The following is a 20,860-nucleotide window of genomic DNA, read 5'->3' as shown; positions in this document are numbered from 1 at the left end:
TACCGTCCATCATCTCGACCAGCCTCGCTCCCGTTTGTCGACCTGGTGCACGGCACGCATGATGGTCTGCCCGATCAGTGCGTAGAGTTCGTCGGCGTACAACCGGTTCATGAAGGGGAGATACAGGCGTACGCGCAAACCTTGAACCCATGGAGGCATTCGCAGGGACATCCCGTGGGCGCTCATGTAGAGATAGGACCAACTGGCAACGGTCAGAATCGTGGCCGTCACAATAATGAGATCGAACAGCCAGTTGGGAAGAGCAGCGGCCCTGAAGTACGACGCCACTTCCTCCGGATTCGGATACAGGAACTCGGTGAACGACTCGACGGCGAACAGGTAGACAAATACGATAAACAGCAGCGTCATCAGCATGGCGGTCGAGACTTTCCACGACGCAACCTGGCGCAGACGCGTCAACGTCAGGATCGCCTGCGACGAGGTGATCCAGATGAAGAACAGAAAAATCACCGTCCCTTGAGATTCCAGCAAGGGGATGTGCAGGACGCCATGCGTGATCAACAGAATGAGAAGCGGGATGAACAGCGTGGTGACGGATCCCGTGAACCACGTGAGGCGGGACAAACCCGGTTCCTCAGCCTGATGATCGACATGCGGGAAATCGGGTTCCTGTCTCGCCTTGTGAATGATAGTGCCACAGTTCAGGAACACGGTCGCTTTGAATAAGCCGTGTGCAATCAAATGAAATACCGCAAGAGAGAACGCGCCCAGGCCGCATTCCATGATCATGTACCCCATTTGGCCGATGGTCGAGAACCCGAGCGTCTTCTTGATGTCGTTCTGGGCCAGCATCATGGAGGCGCCAAGGATGGCGGTCACCGTGCCAACAAGAAAGGCGACATGCAGCGTCGTTGAGCTGAGCCCGAACAACGGCGCGAGCCGGTTGATCAGGAACCCGCCGGCGTTGATGATGCCCGCGTGGAGCAACGCATGTACCGGTGTCGGCGCGAACAACGATCCCGGCAGCCAAAGATGGATGGGAAACTGTGCCGATTTGCCCATCGCCCCGATGAAAACGAGCAGCGTGACGGCCGTGGCGCCGCTTATCTCCACACCGGACCATAGAGACAACATGACCGGTGTGTCGGCGGCTCGGGCAAAGAGCTCTTGGAATTCGAGAGTTCCGTACAATTGGTAGGCGAGCACAATGCCGGCCAGAAACGCCATATCGGCCACGCGCAGAAGCGTAAACGTCTTGAACGCTCCTGCGAGCGTCCCCGCATGGGCATGATTGTGGGCAAGCACGTAAAGCAGGTAGCTGAGGATCTGCCAGAAGAGAAACAGCATCATGAGATTGGCGCCGGACACCATGCAAATGAGGACGAAATCCGTGAGGCAGATCATGGCAAGGTACCGACGGGCGTGCCGATCCTGGTACATGTACCCTGTCGAGTAGCTGTAAATGATGACGCTGACGCCTGTAATCAGGGTCATCATCACCGCGCTCAGCCGGTCGACGTAAAATCCGATCGGGATTGCGAAGGAGGCGATCGAGGACAGATCGTAGAACCGGATCGAGACGGGTCCGAGGGCTGTCACGAGATGCAGCGTCGCGATTGAGCCGAGGAAGGCGGCCGCGATGGGATAGCCGGCCGCCTTCACCCGAGCATGTTCGGAGCCGTGCGGTCCGAATAGCACGATGCAGGCGGCCGCGAGCAGGAGGAGCGGTACCAACAGGACGAGCGTCACAACTACCTCATCAGGGGCTAACCATTAATACGGCACCCGGATCGTCGTCAAGCTGCGATCACGACATCCGTCCCGGCGTCAGCTCCTCGCATCGCCGGATAGCGGACAGTGGGGCCCGCCCCAGTCGCTGGACAGCCTCGTCGACATGGAGCCGATTCAGGAAGAGGACATAGAGCCGTATGCGGAAGGCGTAGACCCAGGCCGGCATCGGCAGGGACCGGCCGTGAGCCCTGAGATAGACATAGCACCAACCGATGACGGTCATGAGTGTTGCTGCGGCGATCATGACGTCGAACAGGCGGCTTGGCAGCGCCGCCGCCTTGAAGTAGGACGCGACATCCACCGGATTGGGATACAAAAAGGCCGTGAACGACTCCACCGCGAAGAGGTACACGAACACGATAAACAAGAGGGTGAGCAGCATCGCGGCGGACACTTTCCATGACGCGACAGCCCGGAGATGCGTGAGAGTCAAGATGGCCTGTGAGGACGTGATCCAAATGAAGAACAGAAAAATCACGGTGCCCTGCGCTTCGAGCAGGGGAATTCGCAGCACGCCGTGCGTGACCAAGAGAATCAGCAACGGGATCAATAGCGTCGTGACGAATCCGGTTGCCCAGGCCAAGTTCGAATAAGTGTCCTCATCCGTCTTCGCGGGATGGGGGAAATGCGGCTCCAGCCGGGCCTTGCCGATGACGTTGCCGCAATTGAGGAATACGGTGGCCTTGAACAGTCCGTGCGCGATCAAATGGAACACCGCGAGCGAAAATGCCCCAAGCCCGCATTCCATGATCATATATCCCATCTGGCCAATCGTCGAGAACCCCAGCATGTTCTTGATGTCGTTCTGGGCCAGCATCATGGAGGCCCCGAGTACGGCCGTCAGCGTTCCGAGGACGAACGCGACATGGAGCGTCGTCGAGCTCAATCCAAACAGCGGCGCAAGCCGGTTGATCAAGAACCCCCCGGCGTTGATGATGCCCGCGTGCAGCAGCGCCGTCACAGGCGTTGGCGCGTACAGGTAACGCGGGAGCCAGATGTGGAACGGGAACTGGGCCGACTTGCTCATGGCCCCGATCAACAAGAGCAACGTGACGACTGTGGCCCCGCTGCAGTCCAAGCCGGGAATTAGGGTGATCGTGACCTGCGACTGAACGGCTGCGGCAAACAACTCGGGAAACTCCAGCGTGCCGTAGAGCGCGTAGGCCAGCGCGGTGCCGGCGAGAAAGGCGACGTCCCCCGTCCGCAGCAGTGTGAAGGTTCGAAATGCGCTTTCGAGCGTCGCGGCGTGTGTGTGGTTATGAATGAGGAGATAGAGAAGATATGAGAGCAGTTGCCAGAAGATGAACAACATCATGAGGTTGGCGCTCGACACCATGCAGAGCAACACGCAGACGGTGATGCCGAGCAGCGCGAAATAGCGGCGTTCGTGGGGTTCCTGGTTCATGTATTGGAGGGAGTAGGTATAGATGATCGTCCCGATAGCGGAAATGAGCACCATCATGACCGCGCTCAGACGGTCAATATAGAAGCCCACCGGCACGGGAAACGACCCGGCCAAGCCGGAATCATAGAAGCGGACCGTGATCGGTCCTTGCGTCGCGACGATATAGAGGGTCACCGCGGCGCCGGCGAAGGCGGCACCGATCGGGCCAACCGCAAACTTGACCCGTCTACGAATCGCCGCTTCATCGCCCGCGAGCACGATACATGTGGTCAGGAGCGGCAGCAACGGAACAAGCAGCACGGCGAAGGTCCACATGTCACACCCGTATAAAGAAAAAAGCCAACCCGGCCTCTCGACCTCCCGGTCGAGCTGTCGCGGTTGGCTTGCACTGCAACCGGCCGCTCGCTCGTGCTGCCGGTTACCCTACGGACCAGTATCGAACTATGCGGCATCCCGCCTGTTTGCAGTCATCGATTCGGAACAGGCGACATGGACGCGCTCATCGATGATGACCATCATTAATACGGCGCTGACATAACCGTCAAGCACAGGATGTGGACGCGGTCCTCTCGTCCGGTCGTGTTGTGGCCCGAAAGACCTAGTCGACATCTTCGCAGGTTGGGATCTCCGCGTATTCTCCTTGTCCCGGTGCTCCATCAAAATCTATAATCAATCCGTGGAAACAGCCGTACGGAACGCCATCATTAAGTTCGAACAGGAGTTCTTGGGCCGGGGCCCTGACGAGGTGCGAGCCGTCATTGTTCGCGACATGATCGTCGTCAGACTGAAGGGGGTGCTGACGCCCGCTGAACGTCAATTGGCCAAGACCGTTGAAGGTGTGGAAATGGTCAAACGGCTTCGCCAAACTCTGATCGCACAGGGACGCGACAAGCTCTGTGATCAGATCAGCGACATCTCCCGTGCCAAAATTCTCGGCATCTTTACCGACATCGACGTACAGCTTGGCGAACGGGTCTTTGTCTTCACGATGGACCGGGACATCCAAACCGGCGTACGGTAGCCTAAACGTCTTGGATCCGTAAGTATCTCCTCGCGCAGACACGCGCCTCATTCATAACGTGCCGAAATTCTCCGAACAAGCATTGAAGGGGCATGGCATTTTGGTGAGTCCCTCGGCTTGAAACCGAGTCTGCGGTCCTGTCATGCTCGGCTCATGGGTAACATGAGGAAGCAAACACTGGAAACACTTCGGTTCGACAATACCTACGCCCGTCTCCCTGAATCGTTCTACGCCAAGCAGAACCCGACACCATTCACCTCACCTCCATATTTCATCCATGCCAACCGCTCGGCGATCGAGCTGATCGATCTCGACCACGGGGAATGTTCCCGGCCGGAATTCGCCGCCCTGTTCGGCGGCAGCATGCTTGCGCCGGGCATGGACCCACTCGCCATGCTGTACTCCGGACATCAATTTGGCGTCTATGTGCCGCAACTGGGCGACGGTCGCGCCATCCTGTTGGGGGAAGTTCGGAACGAGCGGGGACAGAAATGGGATTTGCATCTCAAAGGCGCCGGGATGACGCCCTTTTCCCGCGACGGGGATGGCCGGGCGGTGCTGCGCTCGACCATCCGCGAGTATTTATGCTGCGAAGCCATGGATGCCTTGGGCATTCCGACTACCCGGGCCCTCTGTCTCGTCGGCAGCGACGATAAAATTTATCGTGAGCAGACCGAACCGGGCGCCATGCTGGTCCGCATGGCGCCATCGCATGTCCGATTCGGCACATTCGAGGTATTTTACTATCGAAAGCAGTACGAGAATTTGAAAGTGTTGGCCGACTTTGTCATCGGTCAACACTTTGCTGCGATTCATGTCGCCGCGGACAAGTATGCGCGCTTTTTTCACGAAGTCGTCGAACGCACCGCGAAACTCATCGCGCGATGGCAGGCGGTCGGCTGGGCCCATGGGGTCCTCAATACCGATAATATGTCGATTCTCGGGTTGACGCTGGATTACGGGCCGTATGGATTCATGGACGCGTACGACGCCGGATTCATCTGTAATCACTCGGACCACAATGGGCGTTACGCCTTCAATCAACAGCCCTTTATCGGACTCTGGAATCTCAGCTGCCTCGCGCAGGCACTCCTCCCGCTGGTGGCGAAAGAAGAACTCAAGTCGGCGCTCGACCACTACACGCCGCTTTATGAAGGCGAGTATGCCGCGCTCATGAGAGCAAAACTGGGATTGACGCAACAGCGGCCCGAAGACGAGGTCTTGATCCAGGGGTTGTTGCAACTCATGCAGGACAGTCATGCAGACTACACGATTGTCTTTCGCGAACTCGCGGCCTTCTCCTCCGCTCCGGGAGCGGTGAACGGCCGCCTGCGCGAACATTTTATCAATGGCGAGATGTTCGATCACTGGGCAGCGCAGTATGCCGAGCGGCTGAGAAGCGAGGAAAGCCGGGACGAGGAACGGTTGACGCGGATGAACCGTACAAACCCCGCCATCGTGCTCCGCAATTATCTGGCGCAGCAGGCGATTGACAAGGCGCACCGGAAAGACTTTACCGAAATCGATCGGTTGTATAGATTACTGCAGGACCCTTTTACGGATCGCCCGGAAATGTCCGGATACACCGCGTCCCCTCCAAATTGGGGTAAACACCTCTCCGTCAGTTGCTCATCTTAAGATTCGCGTACACGGAGCGAGGCAAAGAAATGTGATCGATCAATCCCCGATATCGATGTGTGTATGCCTACGTAAAATCCTCTGACTCCAAAGAGGTATATAGCAAGGATGAAAGCAAGAGGTACAGTCCGTTGAGTCTTTTCGGAAGCTGATTTCACACCCGGGTACCCCCAATTCGAGGAATTCCATGTCGCGAAGAAGCCGTTTGTATCAAGCGAGTGTCGTGCTGTTTGTTGCTCTTACGCTCATGAACTGTAGCAGTGGATCCGACGGTTCGGCGCCCCCCCCCGGTACCACGAATGGTGGAGGCGGCACTTCCGGAAGTTCAAATCAAACAGTGGGAATTACGATCGCGAGTCCTGATCAAAATGCGAGTACGGCATCGGGACCCGTCACCATCGTGTATTCGACCACAAACTTTACCATCGGCGGGGTTGGACAGCCCCACATGCGGTTCGTTTTGGACGGTGATCCGAATCCCTATACGGTTCTGAACGGCAATGATAAGAAAATCCTCTACAACGGGGTTGAAACGACGGAGCCCGAGTGGCTGAGCCCGACATCTTTCCGATTCAACAATCTTCCCGACGGACAGCACGCGATAGTATTTCAGCTCGTCAATGCGAATGGGACTGATAACCAGGCTGTCGGATCATCGACGGCATTGTATTTTTCGAAAGGCGTGGCTGGCGCCCCGGTTCCCACGATTGTCCCGATTTCTCCGTTGAGCGGGAGCGAGGTTCCCGGACCGGTGACGGTGTCATTTGTGAGCCTGAACCATTCGATCGGGGTGAACGGACAATCGCACCTGCATTTCTTCGTCGATGGTGATACGGAGCCACACCACTTTTACAACGGGCCGGGAATCGACGATGAGAACGGTGTCGTGTACAAGGGGGGCCATACTCATCTCGTTCATTGGCACAGTCCGACGAGTTTTCGGATGTTTGCATTGGGAGCCGGACAGCACCAGGTCCAGTTTGTGCTGGTTGATGCCGCGCATCAGCCGCTCGCCAATCCCGAAGCAATGCAAATCTTGACGTTCTCCGTCGCCCAGTCGACGGCTGCCGGGGACTTCGACCTCGAGCCCATGATCGACGCATCCGCCAATGGAATGGCGTTTGCCCCGGGTGACCAGCTTTTTTATACCGATGGCAAGGGCGGGAACGTCTGGGTGATCGATACGGCCGGAGGGGCATGGCAAAGACGGACCACGCCGTTTTACCACACAGAGGTCGGTCAACTGGGTGAACAAGGGCTCGCCGGAATCGCGATCGATCCCAACTATGCCACAAACAAATTTGTCTACATTTATTTCTCGACACCGGATCAGCAACGGAATCGTCTCGTTCGGGTGACGGATATGAATGGCCAAGCGGGCAATGAGCAAATCCTCATCGACGGTATTCTTGCAGCCGACCAGCACAACGGCGGGGTCTTGTTGTTCGGAGCAGATGGAAAGCTATATGTTACGGTCGGGGAAGCCACGCAGGACAATTTAGCTCAAGATCCGGCGTCGTTGAACGGCAAGATCCTTCGTATCAATACCGACGGCAGCATCCCGGCCGATAATCCGTTCCCCGGTTCGCGGACCTGGCTGTACGGTGTGAGAAACAGCTTTGGCTTGGCCGTGCATCCGGCGACCAACGATCTCTGGTTTACGGATAACGGACCCACCGTAAACGACGAGGTGAATCTCGCTGCCAAAGGCGGCAATTACGGCTGGCCTGAAACGACCGGAAAGGGCGATCCCCGGTTTATCGATCCCGCCTTTGTCTTGGAGCAACCGGTTGGCATTACCAATATCGTCGCCTTGCAGGCCACTTCGGTCTATCCCTCGCTCTATCACAACAACCTGTTCTTCACGGACTATGTGGAGGGGAAAATTCATCGCCTTGTGCTTGATCCCTCATTCAAAACGGTCGCATCGGATTCCGTGGCCTTGGACGTTCAAAATGCCGCCGGTGGGTTAATTGCCTTCAAGCAGGGACCGGATGGGTATATGTACGTCAGCGGCTCCACATCGAGCGGGGGCAGCATTTACCGGGTGGTCTTGAACCCGAACGCCCCCCAATAAGAGATCCCGACCGGCGTCGGGGCTGAGATCGACTTGCGGCTCTGCTCCGAACGTGATGGTGATACGATGGCGCGCCGCCCTCGCGGCGGTGCCGTCCTGCCACAGATGTGCTCATGCTGTTCCAGCTACTGGAAAGTCCTTGAGAAGTCGCTGTACAGTGGCGCTGCCGTACCCGCGGAGAATCCCATTTCATGGCTAAAGCACGCGGCGATTCGAAACTGGCCGTAGCCGGAGCGCTGACGCTGGCCCTGGCCATTGCGGGTGTCCTGCTTGTGAAGGAACCGTTGCGCAGCTCGCGACCGGTCGGCGCCGGCCTCGAGATGAAACCGACCACGGGAGAGCAGCTGGTGCGCGCGCGCCTGTGGGAAGATCCAGTTGCGGCCGTCTCTCGCGCGATAAAGACTATTCCTCCCAAATCCGGGCCCGAGGGCTCATTTGCGCAACGGCTCAAACCGCTCCGCCACGCCTTGAGGGAACGGGTCAAGAACGGCGAGCGCGTCACCGTCTTGTTTGTGAGCACGAGCGGCGGGCCATACGTCGAAAGCACCGAATCCCGGATTCGTGACCGTTATGCGATCGGCACGGGACTCGGGGTAGGATGCTATGCTCCTGAAGATGAAGGGCACCTCTCTTTTATCGAATGGGAACGTCAAGGTCCCATCCAAGCGCTTCCCTACGAATGGTACCGGCTTCGGAAAACCCGGGTCTGTGGAGGTATGAACTCGCGCTCCACCGGGGTGCTCCTCATTTGGCTCGCCGACGAAGCCCTTGATCGGGGTTTCATTTCCACCCTGTCTTCCCTCTCCCAGGCACTCGTGTGCCAGGACAATGAAAAGGGCGAGTGCCTGTTGAACGATGGGAAACGCAAGCTCATTCGGTTGGACGGAGCCTCGCAGCGCGCGGTCACGTTCAAGATCATCGGGCCGCGCCGTTCATCGGGATTTCGGACTCTTCTGGAAGAGTCAGGACGTCTGTACCGAGATTCACACGAAGAGGTCGGAGTCTGGCCCAACGCCGACGGGACGATCGAATTATTCTCCCCCTGGGCGAGCGCCATGAAAGGGTTGCTCGCGTATGGCATGAAGGCTGAATCGGGAAAAGGGGCGGTCTGTGCCACGTACGAAGACTGCGAACACGAATTCTATCGACGACTCAAGGATGCGAATATCCGGCTGGCCTATGATATTGGTTCCGACAACGAACTGTTCGATGCATTGGTCGGCGAATTGGAGCGCCGCCAGGTCCGACTCGGCTGGGATGCCGTCATTTTGATCGGGGAATGGGATTCGTTCTACGGCAGAACCCTGCCGGTGGAGTTTCGAGCCGCGGCCTGTGCCAAGGTGGCCACGTTTCCGGAAGAGGATTTAAAAAAGATCCAGGTTCCCGTCGAGATCAAGCACGTGTGCCCGAACGTTCCTCGCGCCCTCGATCTGCAGATCCAGCGACCGGCGGAGTATGAAGCACTCACGCTCAATGTGTTCCGCTATAGTTACCTCAGCGGACTTGACGGGGAGATTCCGGGTGATGACGCGGCGCGAGCGGCGAGGGCTGCGAAGGCGAATGCTCCGGACCAGGCGAAAGACAATACGAGAGATCGCCCCGAAGGCACGAGCCAGACCGACTATGTGCGGGCGCTTGCCGCGAGGATTTACGATGAGGGAGAGGGTGCCAGGGCCATTGGGATCCTTGGCTCGGATCCCTACGATGCCTTGCTGATCATCAAGGCGCTCAGGCCGTCATTTCCTCACGCGATCTTTTTCACGGTGGACCTCGACGGACGCTATCTTCATCCAAGCGAATACAAATCGACCCGCAACATGCTCATCGTCTCGCCGTTCGGTCTTCAGTTGGAAGGCGGACTCCAGCGCGATGTCCCGCCGTTCCGGGGCAGCTACCAGACCGCAGCCTATTTCGCTGCGTTGCAGGCCGTTCAGCACGTCGTCTGCACCCCAGGAGGGCAACGGGCGGATGGATCCTGCTCGACCGCCTATCATGTGGCTCTCACTCCTGATGACCGGCTGTACGATGCCGGGTTGCATCCCAGAATCTTCGAAGTCGGACGTAATGGGGCAGTGGATTTGAGCGTCGTCGACCGCGAAGGCATCCGCACCATCCATCCGTTACGGCCTGACTTGGACCATACGCCGCAACTCGGCCAGCTGAAACAAGGCATCGGGTTCAACGATACGGCCGTTGCCGCATCCGTATTGATCGCGCTTCTCGTGGGCACGATCATCGCCTGGAGCAATCAGCGGACATGGTTGTGGGTATCCGCCAATCCGACACTGGTTGGTGTGCTCGGCATCGTACTATTGGGCTCCTTCTCCGCCTTCATCGCGCTGGGCGGAGCACCGGCGCTGCTCGCCAATCACGATGAAGGGGAACCGTTTTCGCTGACGGCTGGCGTCAGTCTCTGGCCTGGCGAAACTCTGCGCGTGATCGTCGTGATTCTTTCTGCCGTACTCATGACCAAGGGCGCCCGAGATTTGGCCAGAAACAATCAGCGGATCGCGGAAAAATTCCGATTCGAAGACAGTTCCAGCCGACGGCCATTCTCGTGGCGGAGCTTTTGGGAAAATCTGAAGCGCGTTCATCATCCTCCGGCCACGATGACTCCAGCGACCGTGGATCAGGCCTGGGCATGGTATCGGGAAGCAGGGAAACCGTCGCATCGGGTGGCTCGGACCCTGATTTTGTTTTTCTTTTACCTGGCGATCCTGTGGGCGCTGAAGCGGTGGGTTCTTGATGAGGAAATGATCAGACCTTGCCGTGGTCATCTGAGTTGCACGATGGACGCATTCATGACCTGGATCAGTATGGCCGCCGTCGTCCTGCTGAATCTTGCGGTATTCGATGCCGTTATGTTGTGCCGGCGCTGGATCGGCTGGCTGACGAATTCGACGGGCGGATGGTCCGATCAGGTCCAGGAGGAATATCTCGCTGAGTATGGCCTGGGGTCAGCTCAGAAAGCGGAGTTTCAAAAGCTCAAGTATCTGGCCACCGTCGATCTCATCGCCCAGCGCACCGAAGTGGTCAATCGCATGATTCGGTATCCGTTTATCGCCCTGCTGATCATGATCGCGGCCAGAAACGACTATTTCGACATTTGGAATTATCCCGTGATTTTGCTGTCGGCTTGGGCGTTGAACATTTTGGTGGCGCTCATCGGCGCATTTCTTCTCTATCAGGCGGCCAGTAAAGCCAAGGCCGCGATGTTAGCGGGTCTCAGCCGGCAGATGGTGAAAATTCTCGGTGTCGGAGAGAACTATGATATCCGTACCAAGCAGATTCAATTCATTATCAACGAGGTGGAAAATAATGAGAAGGGAGCCTTCGTGCCGCTCTACCAGCAGCCGGTGATTGAATCCTCACTCTATGGCCTGATCGCGCTGCTTCAATATCTCTACGTCCGCTGACGGACTCGCACATGCATCACGCACTCATAGGCGGTGTGAAGACCAGAATAACCGGTGGGACGGACGGGAAAGGCGGCGGAGACGGCCCTCTCGTGATCCTCCTTCACGGCTTCGGTGCTCCGGGCGACGATTTGGTCGCCATCGGAGAAGTCTTGACCGTCCCAAAGGGTACAAGGTTTCTCTATCCGGAGGGTCCGCTCTCGCTCAGCATGGGCTACGGAGAGTCCCGCGCCTGGTGGCTCATCGACATGGCAAGGATCGAGGCGGATCGAGCCGCCGGCCGTGTGCGTGATCTATCCGACGAGGTGCCGCGCGGTCTCCCCCAGGCTCGCGAGACGTTCGAACGATTCCTGTCCCAGCTGCCCAGGAGTCTGCCATTTAACCCTCGAACGACCTGCATCGGAGGCTTCTCGCAGGGGGCGATGCTGACCGCCGATGTATTCATGAGGACGAGCCTTCCCTGTGCCGGTCTGATTCAGCTTTCCGGGACCTTGATCGCCAAACAGGATTGGCGACCTGCGATCTCACGGCGGTCCGGCGTTCCGGTCTTCCAGAGTCATGGGATGCAGGACCAAATTCTGTCCTATCTCATGGCCGAGCGGCTGCGCGATGCCTTCGTCAAGGCGGGACTGACGGTAGACTGGCACAGCTTTCGCGGAGGACATGAAATTCCTGAACCCGTGCTCCTTCGCCTCGGTGCCTTCTTGAGCAGGGTGCTGGGTGCTACATGACACGGAGACTTTTGACAAACTCGATGCTGGTGTGGGGAAGCATCTGTGCGACTCCGGCCTGTATCGAATGGCCCCCGCTTCATGAACCGTATTCCTCAACATTCGGGGAAATGACCTCCATCATGTGGTGAACTGCACGACGATGCGGCCAACCGAGATTATCAAAGAAGTGTGTTTTCAGGTTCCGACATGACGACTGACCAAGACATGAATGTACGGGCCTTTGAGGTCAAAGGAGCGGACGGTTGCATGATTCGAGGGGATCGCCTTGATGGCGTGGATCGCCAGGTGCTCTTTATCACAGGATTCCTTTCCAAACGGTGGGGAAACAAGAGCAAGGCTTTGGCACAATGGTGTCAGGAGCGTGGATGGGGTTTCAGCTGTTACGACGTACGTGGATTCGGGGATTCCGACGGCCGGTTTCGCGACTATACGCTTTCAGATTGGATTGCGGATGCCCGCGTCGTACTGGCTTCGCTACAGACCGGACCACCGATCACGGTCGTCGGCAATTCGTTGGGCAGTTGGATTGCATGGTTGATAGCCCGCGAGCATGAGTTGATCGAACGCCTCATCATGGTCGCCCCGGCGTTCAATATGATGGGGGTGCGGGCGGGCTCCATTTCCGAAGACAGACGCCAGGCGTGGCGCAAGACGGGGTGGATGCCGTGGGATGACGATCCATTGCATAAAGACTGGCCGCTCGCCTGGAAATGGGTTGAAGAGAGTGAATCATCCTGGAATGATAGCTTCCACCGTCTTCGGCCCGTCAAAACCACTATTGTTCACGGCCTTCAGGACAAGGTGATTCACTTTCGCGGAAGCGTCGAATTTGCGGAACGCTTGTCGGTCATCCATCCAGGATTTCCGGTCGAACTGCTGCTCGTTCCAGGAGATCACCGTTTAAGCGCTCCGGAACACATGGAACGTCTGCGCCGTTTGGTCATCGAGGTGGAGTGACCGTCATGCTGGCCATTATTCATAAAGAATGCGGAGGCCCTGCGGTCGAGACCAACACATCGATTGGAGAGGTGTGCGCTCTTCCCGTCGACCGGTTCCCATTTGCCTGTTTTACCTGTCTTGAGGAAATCCTCGACGAAACGGAACTACGCCTCGGAGAGGATCTCGGCATCTGAGGGATGTCGTCTTGCGGTCATCTCCGGCACGACCTATGCCAATCTGGTCCGCCACCCAGGAGTTGAGCAATTCTTGAGGTCTGTGCGCCGGCTCTGTTAAGGTGTCACCCTTTCCCAATCAATCCGAAGGACACTATGGCCACCAACGACAAACAAGTCATCTTCTCGCTCGTCAACGTCGGCAAAGTTTATCCGCCCAAGCGACAGGTCTTGAGGGAAATCTATCTCGGTTTCTATTACGGCGCCAAGATCGGCGTCTTGGGGCTCAACGGTTCGGGAAAAAGCTCACTTCTGAAGATCATTGCCGGAGTCGATCAGAACTATACGGGAGAGATCACACGGTCAAAGGGGTACAGCGTCGGACTCCTGGAACAAGAGCCGCAACTCGATCCTTCCAAAACGGTCAAAGAGATCGTCGAGGAAGGGAAGAAGGAACTGGTGGCGCTGATGAAGGAGTATGAGACGGTCAGCAATAAGATCGGCGAATCGTCTCCGGACGAGATGGAGAAACTCCTCGACAAACAGGCTGATCTTCAAGAGAAAATCGAGGCGGCCAATGGCTGGGAGTTGGAGAACCAACTGGACATCGCGATGGATGCGCTGCGCTGCCCTCCGGCGGATCAGAAGGTCGGCCAGCTCTCGGGCGGGGAAAAGCGTCGTGTGGCGCTCTGCCGGCTCATGATCCAGGAGCCGGACATTCTTCTTCTCGACGAACCGACCAATCATCTCGATGCCGAGTCGGTCCAGTGGCTCGAGCAGCATCTCCAGCAGTACAAGGGCACTGTCATCGCCGTCACACACGACCGCTACTTCCTCGACAATGTGGCCGGATGGATTCTCGAGCTCGACCGCGGCCACGGGATTCCCTTTCAGGGGAACTATTCGTCCTGGTTGGAGCAGAAACAGGAGCGCCTCGCGCAGGAAGAGAAGGCCGAGTCGAAACGCAAGAAGACCCTCGAACACGAGCTCGAGTGGATCCGCATGTCGCCCAAGGCCCGTCAATCCAAGGGAAAGGCGCGGTTAAACCGGTATGAGGAGCTGGTCAATCAGAAGCAGGAGCAGCGTACAGACGATCTGGAAATCTATATTCCACCCGGTCCTCGCTTGGGCGATGTGGTCGTCGAAGCCGCGGGGGTGACCAAGGGATTCGGGGACAACCTGCTCTATGAAAATGTCAACTTCAGTTTGCCAAAGGGCGGGATCGTGGGTGTCATCGGACCCAACGGAGCGGGCAAGACGACGCTGTTCAAGATGATCATCGGCAAGGATAAACCGGATGCGGGCACGATCAGGATTGGCGAGACGGTCAAATTGGGCTACGTCGACCAGGATCGAAGTCTCGACGGCGCAAAGACGGTCTACGAGATCATCTCAGAGGGGCATGACACCGTGAAGCTCGGGAAGGTCGAAGTCAACGCCAGGGGCTACTGCGCCCGGTTCAACTTTGCGGGGACGGATCAGCAGAAGAAGGTCAAGGAGCTGTCCGGAGGCGAACGGAATCGAGTCCACCTTGCGCGCATGCTGAAAGAAGGAGCCAACCTGATCATCCTGGACGAGCCAACCAACGACCTCGATGTGAATACCTTGCGGGCGCTGGAAGAGGGGCTGGAGAACTTCGCTGGCTGCGCCGTCATCAGCAGCCACGATCGTTGGTTCCTCGATCGGATCGCCACGCATATCCTGGCGTTCGAAGGAGACAGCAAGGTTCTCTGGTTCGAAGGGAATTATAGCGATTACGAATCTGATCGGAAAAAACGCTTGGGCAAAGAAGCTGACCAGCCCCACCGCATCAGGTATCGCAAACTGACGAGGCATTGAGAAGGGCCCCGCAGACCCAGGCGTCCGTTTTCGCTACCGGTGACCATGAGCACAGCTGGAATCGGGAGGCGCGTTCTCGTACTCGGCGGGACTGGGTACCTCGGTTCCCGTGTGATCCCTTTGCTGCAGAATCACAAGCATCGCGTGGTCGCGGCGGCGAGGCCGGTCTCGGCCGGCTTACTGCCTCGAACGTGTACCCCCTTGATTGGTGATGCCCTCGATCCTGCCTTTCTCGCGGCCAATCTCAATCAGATCCACACCATCATCCAACTGATCGGGACGCCGAAGCCTGCGCCTTGGAAAGGCGAGCAGTTCCGTGCGGTCGATCGTGTGGCCGGTCTGGCATCGATCCAGGCGGCCGCCGAAGCCCGCGTCCCACATTTCATTTACGTCAGTGTGGCTCATCCCGCACCTGTCATGAAAGACTACATCGCGGTCCGAACCGAATGTGAAATGGCATTGCGAGACAGCGGCCTTCGGGCGACCGTACTGCGCCCCTGGTACATCCTCGGGCCCGGACATTGGTGGCCGCTACTCCTCAAGCCGGGTTATTGGCTGTGTGAACGCCACTCGCGATGGCGGGAAGCGGCCTTGCGGCTGGGATTGTTGACGCTGCAGGAAATGCTGGCGGCGTTGCGATGGGCTGTCGACCATCCGGCTGAGAACGTGCGTATTCTCGAAGTGCCTGGCATCCGGACACTGGGTCACGTGCAGACATGACTCTGCGTGCCCTGGTCACCGGCGCGGGAGGATTGATCGGCAACTATCTCGTTAAGACTGCGCACCGATGGGCACCGGGCTGGAATATCGTCGGACTTGCGCGTTCTGATTTCGACCTGACCGATACGAAGCGGCTCGATTCCTATTGGTTGCGGGACAAGCCGGACCTCGTTATCCATTGTGCCGCTGTGAGCAGGATTTCCGACTGCGAACGGGATCCCGACCATGCGCAGCGTGTCAACGTGAGAGCCACGGCTCATCTTGCTAAGCTGGCCGAGGCTGTGCCGTTCATCTTCCTCTCGAGCGCCGATGTATTCGACGGCAAGAAGGGCCGGTATGAGGAATCCGATAACCCCGTCCCGCTCAGCGTATATGGCCGTACTAAGCTGGACGCCGAGCGAATCGTTCTACAGAACCCTCGACACACGGTCCTGAGGATCGTCCTCACCGCGGGCGTATCCGTGCGAGCCGACAGGAGTTTCGTGGAAGAGATGTCCCGTACGGCACAGGCGGGTAAGCCCATTACCCTCTATACCGATGAATTCCGATGCCCTTTGCCTGCCGGAGTGATTGCCCGGATTGTTTGGGAAGTGGTCGGCCGCGACAGGCCGGGACTCTATCATGTGGCCGGTAGCGAACGGCTGTCACGATGGGAAATCGGTGACCTCCTGTCTCGCTGGTATCCGGAACTTCAGGGCCGTCTCGTTGCAGGCTCTGCACGCACCCATCTCGGCGTTCCGAGGCCGGCCGATCTCTCCCTCCGCTGCGAAAAGCTGCAAAGGATGTTGTCATTTCGAATCCCGGGGTTCCGTGAGTGGCTCGATGGACGTGCCGGCCGAGGGAGAGATCTCTGGGATTATGAGCGAGGGTAGAGCTCATCCACAGTGACGGAAGAGATTATGACTGCGACTGACCCGCTGGCGTCGTCGGTGGTTGTGTACGTGGCCATGGTCGTTATCATGAGCGCGCTATGGCTCATACAACGGACGGTGCAGCGCAACGCTTCTCTCGCGGATCTAGGGTGGTGTCTCGGATTAATTGTGTCGGTGTGCTGGCACGCCGCATCGGTGCCCGGAGATATCGAACGCAAAGTCCTGATTGTCTCACTGGTTACGTTCTATGCAGGGCGTCTTGGCTATTTCATCCTTGTTCACCGGATTATGGGCAAGCAAGAAGATGCCAGGTATGCGGCTTTGCGCCGGCAGTGGGGCCCTTACGAGAGGCTTCTGGTATTTGGCTATTTCCAGATGCAGGCGGTCGCCGTGGCCGTGTTTTCCTTGCCGTGTTTGGTAGCGATGCAAAATCCCAGACCCCCGTTCGGCCTGTGGGAGCTCGGGGGATTCCTAGTGGGAATCATCGCGGTCGGAGGCGAAGCGCTGGCTGATTATCAGCTGACGAGGTTTCGTTCCAGGCCGGACGCGAAGGGCCATGTCTGCCGCGATGGTTTCTGGATGTATTCCCGGCATCCCAACTATTTCTTCGAATGGCTCTATTGGTGGTCGTACGTCGTAATGGCCGCCGGATCCCCCGGATGGCCCTTGACATGGATCGGCCCGGTTGTGATGGGCTTGGCACTGATAAAATGGACTGGCATTCCCTGGGCGGAGGCGCAAGCATTGAAAAGCCGCGGCCGGCATTATCGCGATTATCAACGAACAACCAACGCCTTCTTCCCATGGTTTCCAAAGTCCTAGCTGCTGCCCAGTGCTGACAGCCGGGTGCGCGCTTTGACCGCTTCCGGACTCCCCGGGTAGAGGCGGATGACTTCCTCATAGAGCTGTCTGGCGTGTGGGATGTTCATCTGCCGTTCCTCGAATTCGGCCGTTTCGAGCATCTCCTTGGCGTTATCGCCGGGACAACCTGTCATCCACAGGCAGGCGATCAAAAGGAGAATAAGTCGAATGTGCATGTGCATATTCCTTCTATCGTCGTTGCGAACGCATCTATCCGGGAAGGTGGATCATCGGCCCTGACGATCATGTTGTGCGTCTATACCATAACGCGGAGCGGAGATTCCTTCACTTTTGCAGTCGGGGCAACGGCTCGGTCTCGTCAGCCTGGTTCGATCTCGAAACACATATCCGCAGTCCGGACAGCGTGAAGGCTCAAGGATGAAACGACGTGTCGGGTCATGAGCGATCGTCTTCTCGACGTGCGTCAGATGATCTTCAACCTGGCGCTCCGGAATCCCCAGCATATGGGCCAGCTGATAGGAAGACAACCTGGTGCCGGTGAGCAGCTCGGCCAAGTGTTGGCGGGGTGTTCGTTCAGGGGCTGGCATGTTGTAATCCTAGATCGTCTTGCTGCGAAATCCAAGTTGAATGGAACCGCTGAGTTTGGCAGGATGAGAGGTGATGATGAATACGAGTTGGGACGAATGTGCCGACCTTGCGTTGAAGCGTCTTGCCACCGCCGGAGTTGACTACGGCGACATCCGGATCGTTCATAGCACCAGTCAATCTATCACCGGGGAAGATCGCCGGATCGCATCGATCAGAGATGCGGACGATCAAGGGTTTGGAATACGGGTGCTGTACCATGGAGGATGGGGGTTTGCCGCCAGTTCTGTCCTGTCCCTCGAAGAGATTCCACGCGTCGCGGATTTGGCTGTTGAAATTGCGAAAAGCTCGGCCTCGCTGGCCAGAGAGCGCACCACGCTCGTGCTTGAACCTCCGCATCGTGATCGGGTGGTCACCAAGTACCTGCTGGATCCCTTTTCAGTCCCGTTGCAACAAAAGGCCGAATTGCTCCGCGAAACCATGGAATATGTGCATCGGCAATCAGAGGTCGTCCGTAGCAGCGCGAGCCTGTGGGCGAGGCGCGACCGGAAACTATTCGCGTCGACTGAGGGATCTCACATCGAATTCGACCTGCTGGCCGGGCAAGGAGAGTTCACGGCAACGGCCAAGTATGACGGCCGCTTCGCTTCCCGCAGTTGCAGCACTCCGCACCTTCGAGCCGGCTATGAACTGATTCAAGACGCGAATTTCCTTGCCGAGGCTCCACGGATTGCCGCCCAAGCGGCCGAGAAGGTCAAAGCGCCGGCGGTCCCGCCCGGGCGATACGACCTGGTCCTCGATGCGGAGCATTTGTCTTTGACCATGCACGAGTCCTGTGGTCATCCCAGCGAGTTGGATCGGGCCCTGGGCTACGAGGCCAATTATGCCGGGACGAGTTTTCTCACCACCGATAAGCGCGGAAGCTTCCGCTATGGCACCTCCTGCGTCAATCTGGTCGCCGACAATACCGAGCCCGAAACCCTTGCAGCCACGGGGTATGACGACGACGGAGTCGAATGCCAGAAATGGGACATCGTTCGCGAAGGCATCTTCGTGGGATACTGTACGAACCGTGAAGTGGCGGGGAAAATAGGAGAGGGCCGTTCCCGCGGATCTAATCGCGCGGACAGTTGGGCCTCTGTCCCCATCGTGCGGATCGCCAACATCGGTCTGGAGCCCGGGACCTCATCACCGGAAGAGCTGATCGCAGACGTCAAGCGGGGAATTTACATCGAGGGTCACGGTTCCTACAGCATCGATCAACGGCGATACAATTTCCAGTTCGGAGGAGATGCATTTTGGCTGATCGAAAACGGGAGGCGCTCCCATATGCTCCGCGACGTCATTTACCATGGCATCACGCCGGAGTTCTGGAATCGCTGTGACGGCGTGGCCGGCCGCAGCTATAGGAAGCGCTATGGGTTCATCACATGCGGGAAGGGGCAGCCTGGACAGTCGGGATGGATGACCCATGCCGCCTCGCCGGCACGCTTCCGGCAAGTCGACGTCATCAGGGGGTAGCGAACATCGTGACGACGATGAAAGGCTGGCCCAAATTGACCGGCCGCGAAGAATTCGGTTTTCTCTGCGATCTCCTGTTTGAACGATCGTCAGGCGACGCCACCACGGTGACGCTGTCGGATCAACACAGCGGAACAACGAGGTTTGCGAACAGCCAGGTCATTCAGAACGTCGATACCCGCCGTGGGACTCTGACCGTGACCGTCGCCTTCGATGGTCGAAGAGGAACGGCCAGTACGACGAATTTCACTGCCGGTTCAATGCAAGACACCTTGCTTCGGGCCGAACGGATCGCCAAGGCGTCACCCGAAGATCCGGAATATCTCCCTCCGCCGGAGGGCCGGTCCTTTGCGCAACGAGAAACTGCCAGAGTGGAAACAGCCGCGGCAGGACCCGCACGGCGCTTGGAATACACCAACGAAGCTGTCGGTCAATGCCGCATCGAGAATCTTCAGGCTGCAGGCATTGTGTCGTCGTCTTCCGCCGCGGCCGGCATTGCCGCGAGCAACGGGTTGTTTGCACATGAGGTTCGGACGGACGCGCGGTTCAGCCTGACTGTCCAGGCGGGAGACGCCACGGGATGGAGCGCGGCGGCCCACCGCTCCATCGACCATCTCAAGGTCCAGGAGCGGACTCTGACGGCAATCGGAAAAGCGAAGCGTAGTGTGGAGACCCGTGAATTGCCGCCCGGGAAGTATACGGTCATTCTCGAACCGGCGGCGGTGGCCGGGCTGGTAACCTGGCTGCTGTGGCTGCTCGACGCCAAATCATATGATAAGGGAACGAGCCCGGTAGCTGGGCAGCTCGGCCGGCAAATCCTAGATACGCGCCTGACCCTTCAGAATCTACCCGATCATCCGGATCTCTTCGGCGTCGGATTCACGTCGGAAGGATTGCCGAGCGACAGAGCGACCTGGATCGAACACGGCACTCTGAATCATCTGATGTATGATCGGTTCACGGCCAAGATGCATGGCCTTTCTGATATTCCGACCCTTGAAGCCCCCTGTCTCTCGATGACCGGAGTGGCCGAAGGGCGAACCGCCGATCTCCTGAAGCAGATCGACCGAGCGATTCTTGTCACCAATTTCTGGTACATCAGGACGGTCAACCCCGCAGATCTCACGCTGACGGGTATGACGCGCGATGGAACGTTCCTGGTCGAGAACGGCCAAATTGTGTCGGCGGTGAAAAACTTTCGATTTCACGAAAGCCCGTTGCGGGCGTTCAACCGCATAGAAGGCTTTACGCATCCCGCCGAGGCCGTAACGTCGGAGACGGGGAAGATGCTCGTCCCGTCCATGCTCATTCGAGAATTTAACTTCTCCAGCGTGACGACCTTCTGA

General features: G+C 57.9%; 18 protein-coding genes. 14 read left to right on the top strand and 4 right to left on the bottom strand.

Translation table 11 applies throughout. The features are described 5' to 3' along the window. Positions 1 to 9: 9 nt before the first annotated feature. Positions 10 to 1,710, bottom strand: coding sequence for an NADH-quinone oxidoreductase subunit L (locus tag W02_RS11540; protein WP_173047824.1), 1,701 nt, complete (start codon positions 1,708 to 1,710; stop codon positions 10 to 12). A gap of 58 nt (positions 1,711 to 1,768) precedes the next feature. Continuing rightward, the gene (locus tag W02_RS11535) at positions 1,769 to 3,472 is read right to left on the bottom strand and encodes an NADH-quinone oxidoreductase subunit L (protein WP_173047822.1); all 1,704 of its coding nucleotides are present in this window, start codon (positions 3,470 to 3,472) and stop codon (positions 1,769 to 1,771) included. Here W02_RS11535 and W02_RS11530 point away from each other — a divergent pair. From W02_RS11530 to W02_RS11475, 12 genes are all read left to right on the top strand, one after another. Next, positions 3,471 to 3,695, top strand: coding sequence for a hypothetical protein (locus W02_RS11530; protein ID WP_173047820.1), 225 nt, complete (start codon positions 3,471 to 3,473; stop codon positions 3,693 to 3,695). The two genes, W02_RS11535 and W02_RS11530, sit on opposite strands and share 2 nt — an antisense overlap. Before the next feature lie 138 nt (positions 3,696 to 3,833). After that, positions 3,834 to 4,178: a DUF2294 domain-containing protein gene (locus W02_RS11525; protein ID WP_197741998.1), complete on the top strand. Its 345-nt coding sequence runs from the start codon at positions 3,834 to 3,836 to the stop codon at positions 4,176 to 4,178. Positions 4,179 to 4,340: 162 nt separating this feature from the next. Next, a complete protein-coding gene (locus W02_RS11520) occupies positions 4,341 to 5,816 on the top strand; it encodes a protein adenylyltransferase SelO (protein WP_173051457.1) in 1,476 nt (491 codons plus the stop codon). Between the two features lie 187 nt (positions 5,817 to 6,003). After that, a complete protein-coding gene (locus tag W02_RS11515) occupies positions 6,004 to 7,893 on the top strand; it encodes a sorbosone dehydrogenase family protein (protein WP_173047818.1) in 1,890 nt (629 codons plus the stop codon). Positions 7,894 to 8,084: 191 nt separating this feature from the next. Further along, positions 8,085 to 11,309: a hypothetical protein gene (locus W02_RS11510; protein WP_173047816.1), complete on the top strand. Its 3,225-nt coding sequence runs from the start codon at positions 8,085 to 8,087 to the stop codon at positions 11,307 to 11,309. A gap of 11 nt (positions 11,310 to 11,320) precedes the next feature. Further along, positions 11,321 to 12,040 (top strand): alpha/beta hydrolase, encoded by a 720-nt coding sequence (locus tag W02_RS11505; protein WP_173047814.1) that lies wholly within the window; start codon positions 11,321 to 11,323, stop codon positions 12,038 to 12,040. A gap of 189 nt (positions 12,041 to 12,229) precedes the next feature. Further along, on the top strand, positions 12,230 to 13,000 hold the full coding sequence (locus W02_RS11500) for an alpha/beta hydrolase (protein WP_173047812.1): 771 nt from the start codon (positions 12,230 to 12,232) through the stop codon (positions 12,998 to 13,000). 5 nt (positions 13,001 to 13,005) lie between these two features. Continuing rightward, entirely contained in the window at positions 13,006 to 13,176 is a 171-nt protein-coding gene (locus W02_RS11495; RefSeq protein ID WP_173047810.1) for a hypothetical protein, read from the top strand. A gap of 135 nt (positions 13,177 to 13,311) precedes the next feature. Next, positions 13,312 to 14,994, top strand: coding sequence for an energy-dependent translational throttle protein EttA (gene ettA, locus W02_RS11490; RefSeq protein ID WP_173047808.1), 1,683 nt, complete (start codon positions 13,312 to 13,314; stop codon positions 14,992 to 14,994). 45 nt (positions 14,995 to 15,039) lie between these two features. Further along, positions 15,040 to 15,714 carry an SDR family oxidoreductase gene (locus W02_RS11485; protein WP_173047806.1) on the top strand — a complete coding sequence of 225 codons (675 nt, stop codon included), beginning with the start codon at positions 15,040 to 15,042 and terminating at the stop codon, positions 15,712 to 15,714. Next, the gene (locus W02_RS11480) at positions 15,711 to 16,586 is read left to right on the top strand and encodes an SDR family oxidoreductase (protein WP_173047804.1); all 876 of its coding nucleotides are present in this window, start codon (positions 15,711 to 15,713) and stop codon (positions 16,584 to 16,586) included. The genes W02_RS11485 and W02_RS11480 overlap by 4 nt, the downstream gene beginning before the upstream one ends. Before the next feature lie 27 nt (positions 16,587 to 16,613). After that, a complete protein-coding gene (locus tag W02_RS11475; protein ID WP_232068526.1) occupies positions 16,614 to 17,408 on the top strand; it encodes a DUF1295 domain-containing protein in 795 nt (264 codons plus the stop codon). Here the strand turns inward: W02_RS11475 and W02_RS11470 are convergent. Continuing rightward, a complete protein-coding gene (locus W02_RS11470; protein ID WP_173047802.1) occupies positions 17,405 to 17,623 on the bottom strand; it encodes a hypothetical protein in 219 nt (72 codons plus the stop codon). The two genes, W02_RS11475 and W02_RS11470, sit on opposite strands and share 4 nt — an antisense overlap. Positions 17,624 to 17,674: 51 nt before the next feature. After that, positions 17,675 to 17,995 carry a transcriptional regulator gene (locus tag W02_RS11465; RefSeq protein WP_173047800.1) on the bottom strand — a complete coding sequence of 107 codons (321 nt, stop codon included), beginning with the start codon at positions 17,993 to 17,995 and terminating at the stop codon, positions 17,675 to 17,677. Between the two features lie 73 nt (positions 17,996 to 18,068). Between W02_RS11465 and W02_RS11460 the strand changes: the two genes are divergently transcribed. Both W02_RS11460 and W02_RS11455 read left to right on the top strand, forming a co-directional pair. Further along, positions 18,069 to 19,514 carry a TldD/PmbA family protein gene (locus W02_RS11460; RefSeq protein WP_173047798.1) on the top strand — a complete coding sequence of 482 codons (1,446 nt, stop codon included), beginning with the start codon at positions 18,069 to 18,071 and terminating at the stop codon, positions 19,512 to 19,514. Continuing rightward, the gene (locus W02_RS11455) at positions 19,454 to 20,860 is read left to right on the top strand and encodes a TldD/PmbA family protein (RefSeq protein WP_232068525.1); all 1,407 of its coding nucleotides are present in this window, start codon (positions 19,454 to 19,456) and stop codon (positions 20,858 to 20,860) included. The genes W02_RS11460 and W02_RS11455 overlap by 61 nt, the downstream gene beginning before the upstream one ends.

This window comes from Nitrospira sp. KM1 (assembly GCF_011405515.1).
In the GTDB taxonomy this organism is placed as follows: Bacteria; Nitrospirota; Nitrospiria; order Nitrospirales; family Nitrospiraceae; genus Nitrospira_C.
Note: the sequence above shows the minus strand (reverse complement) of the source record. Positions and strands in the feature narration are given on the sequence as shown.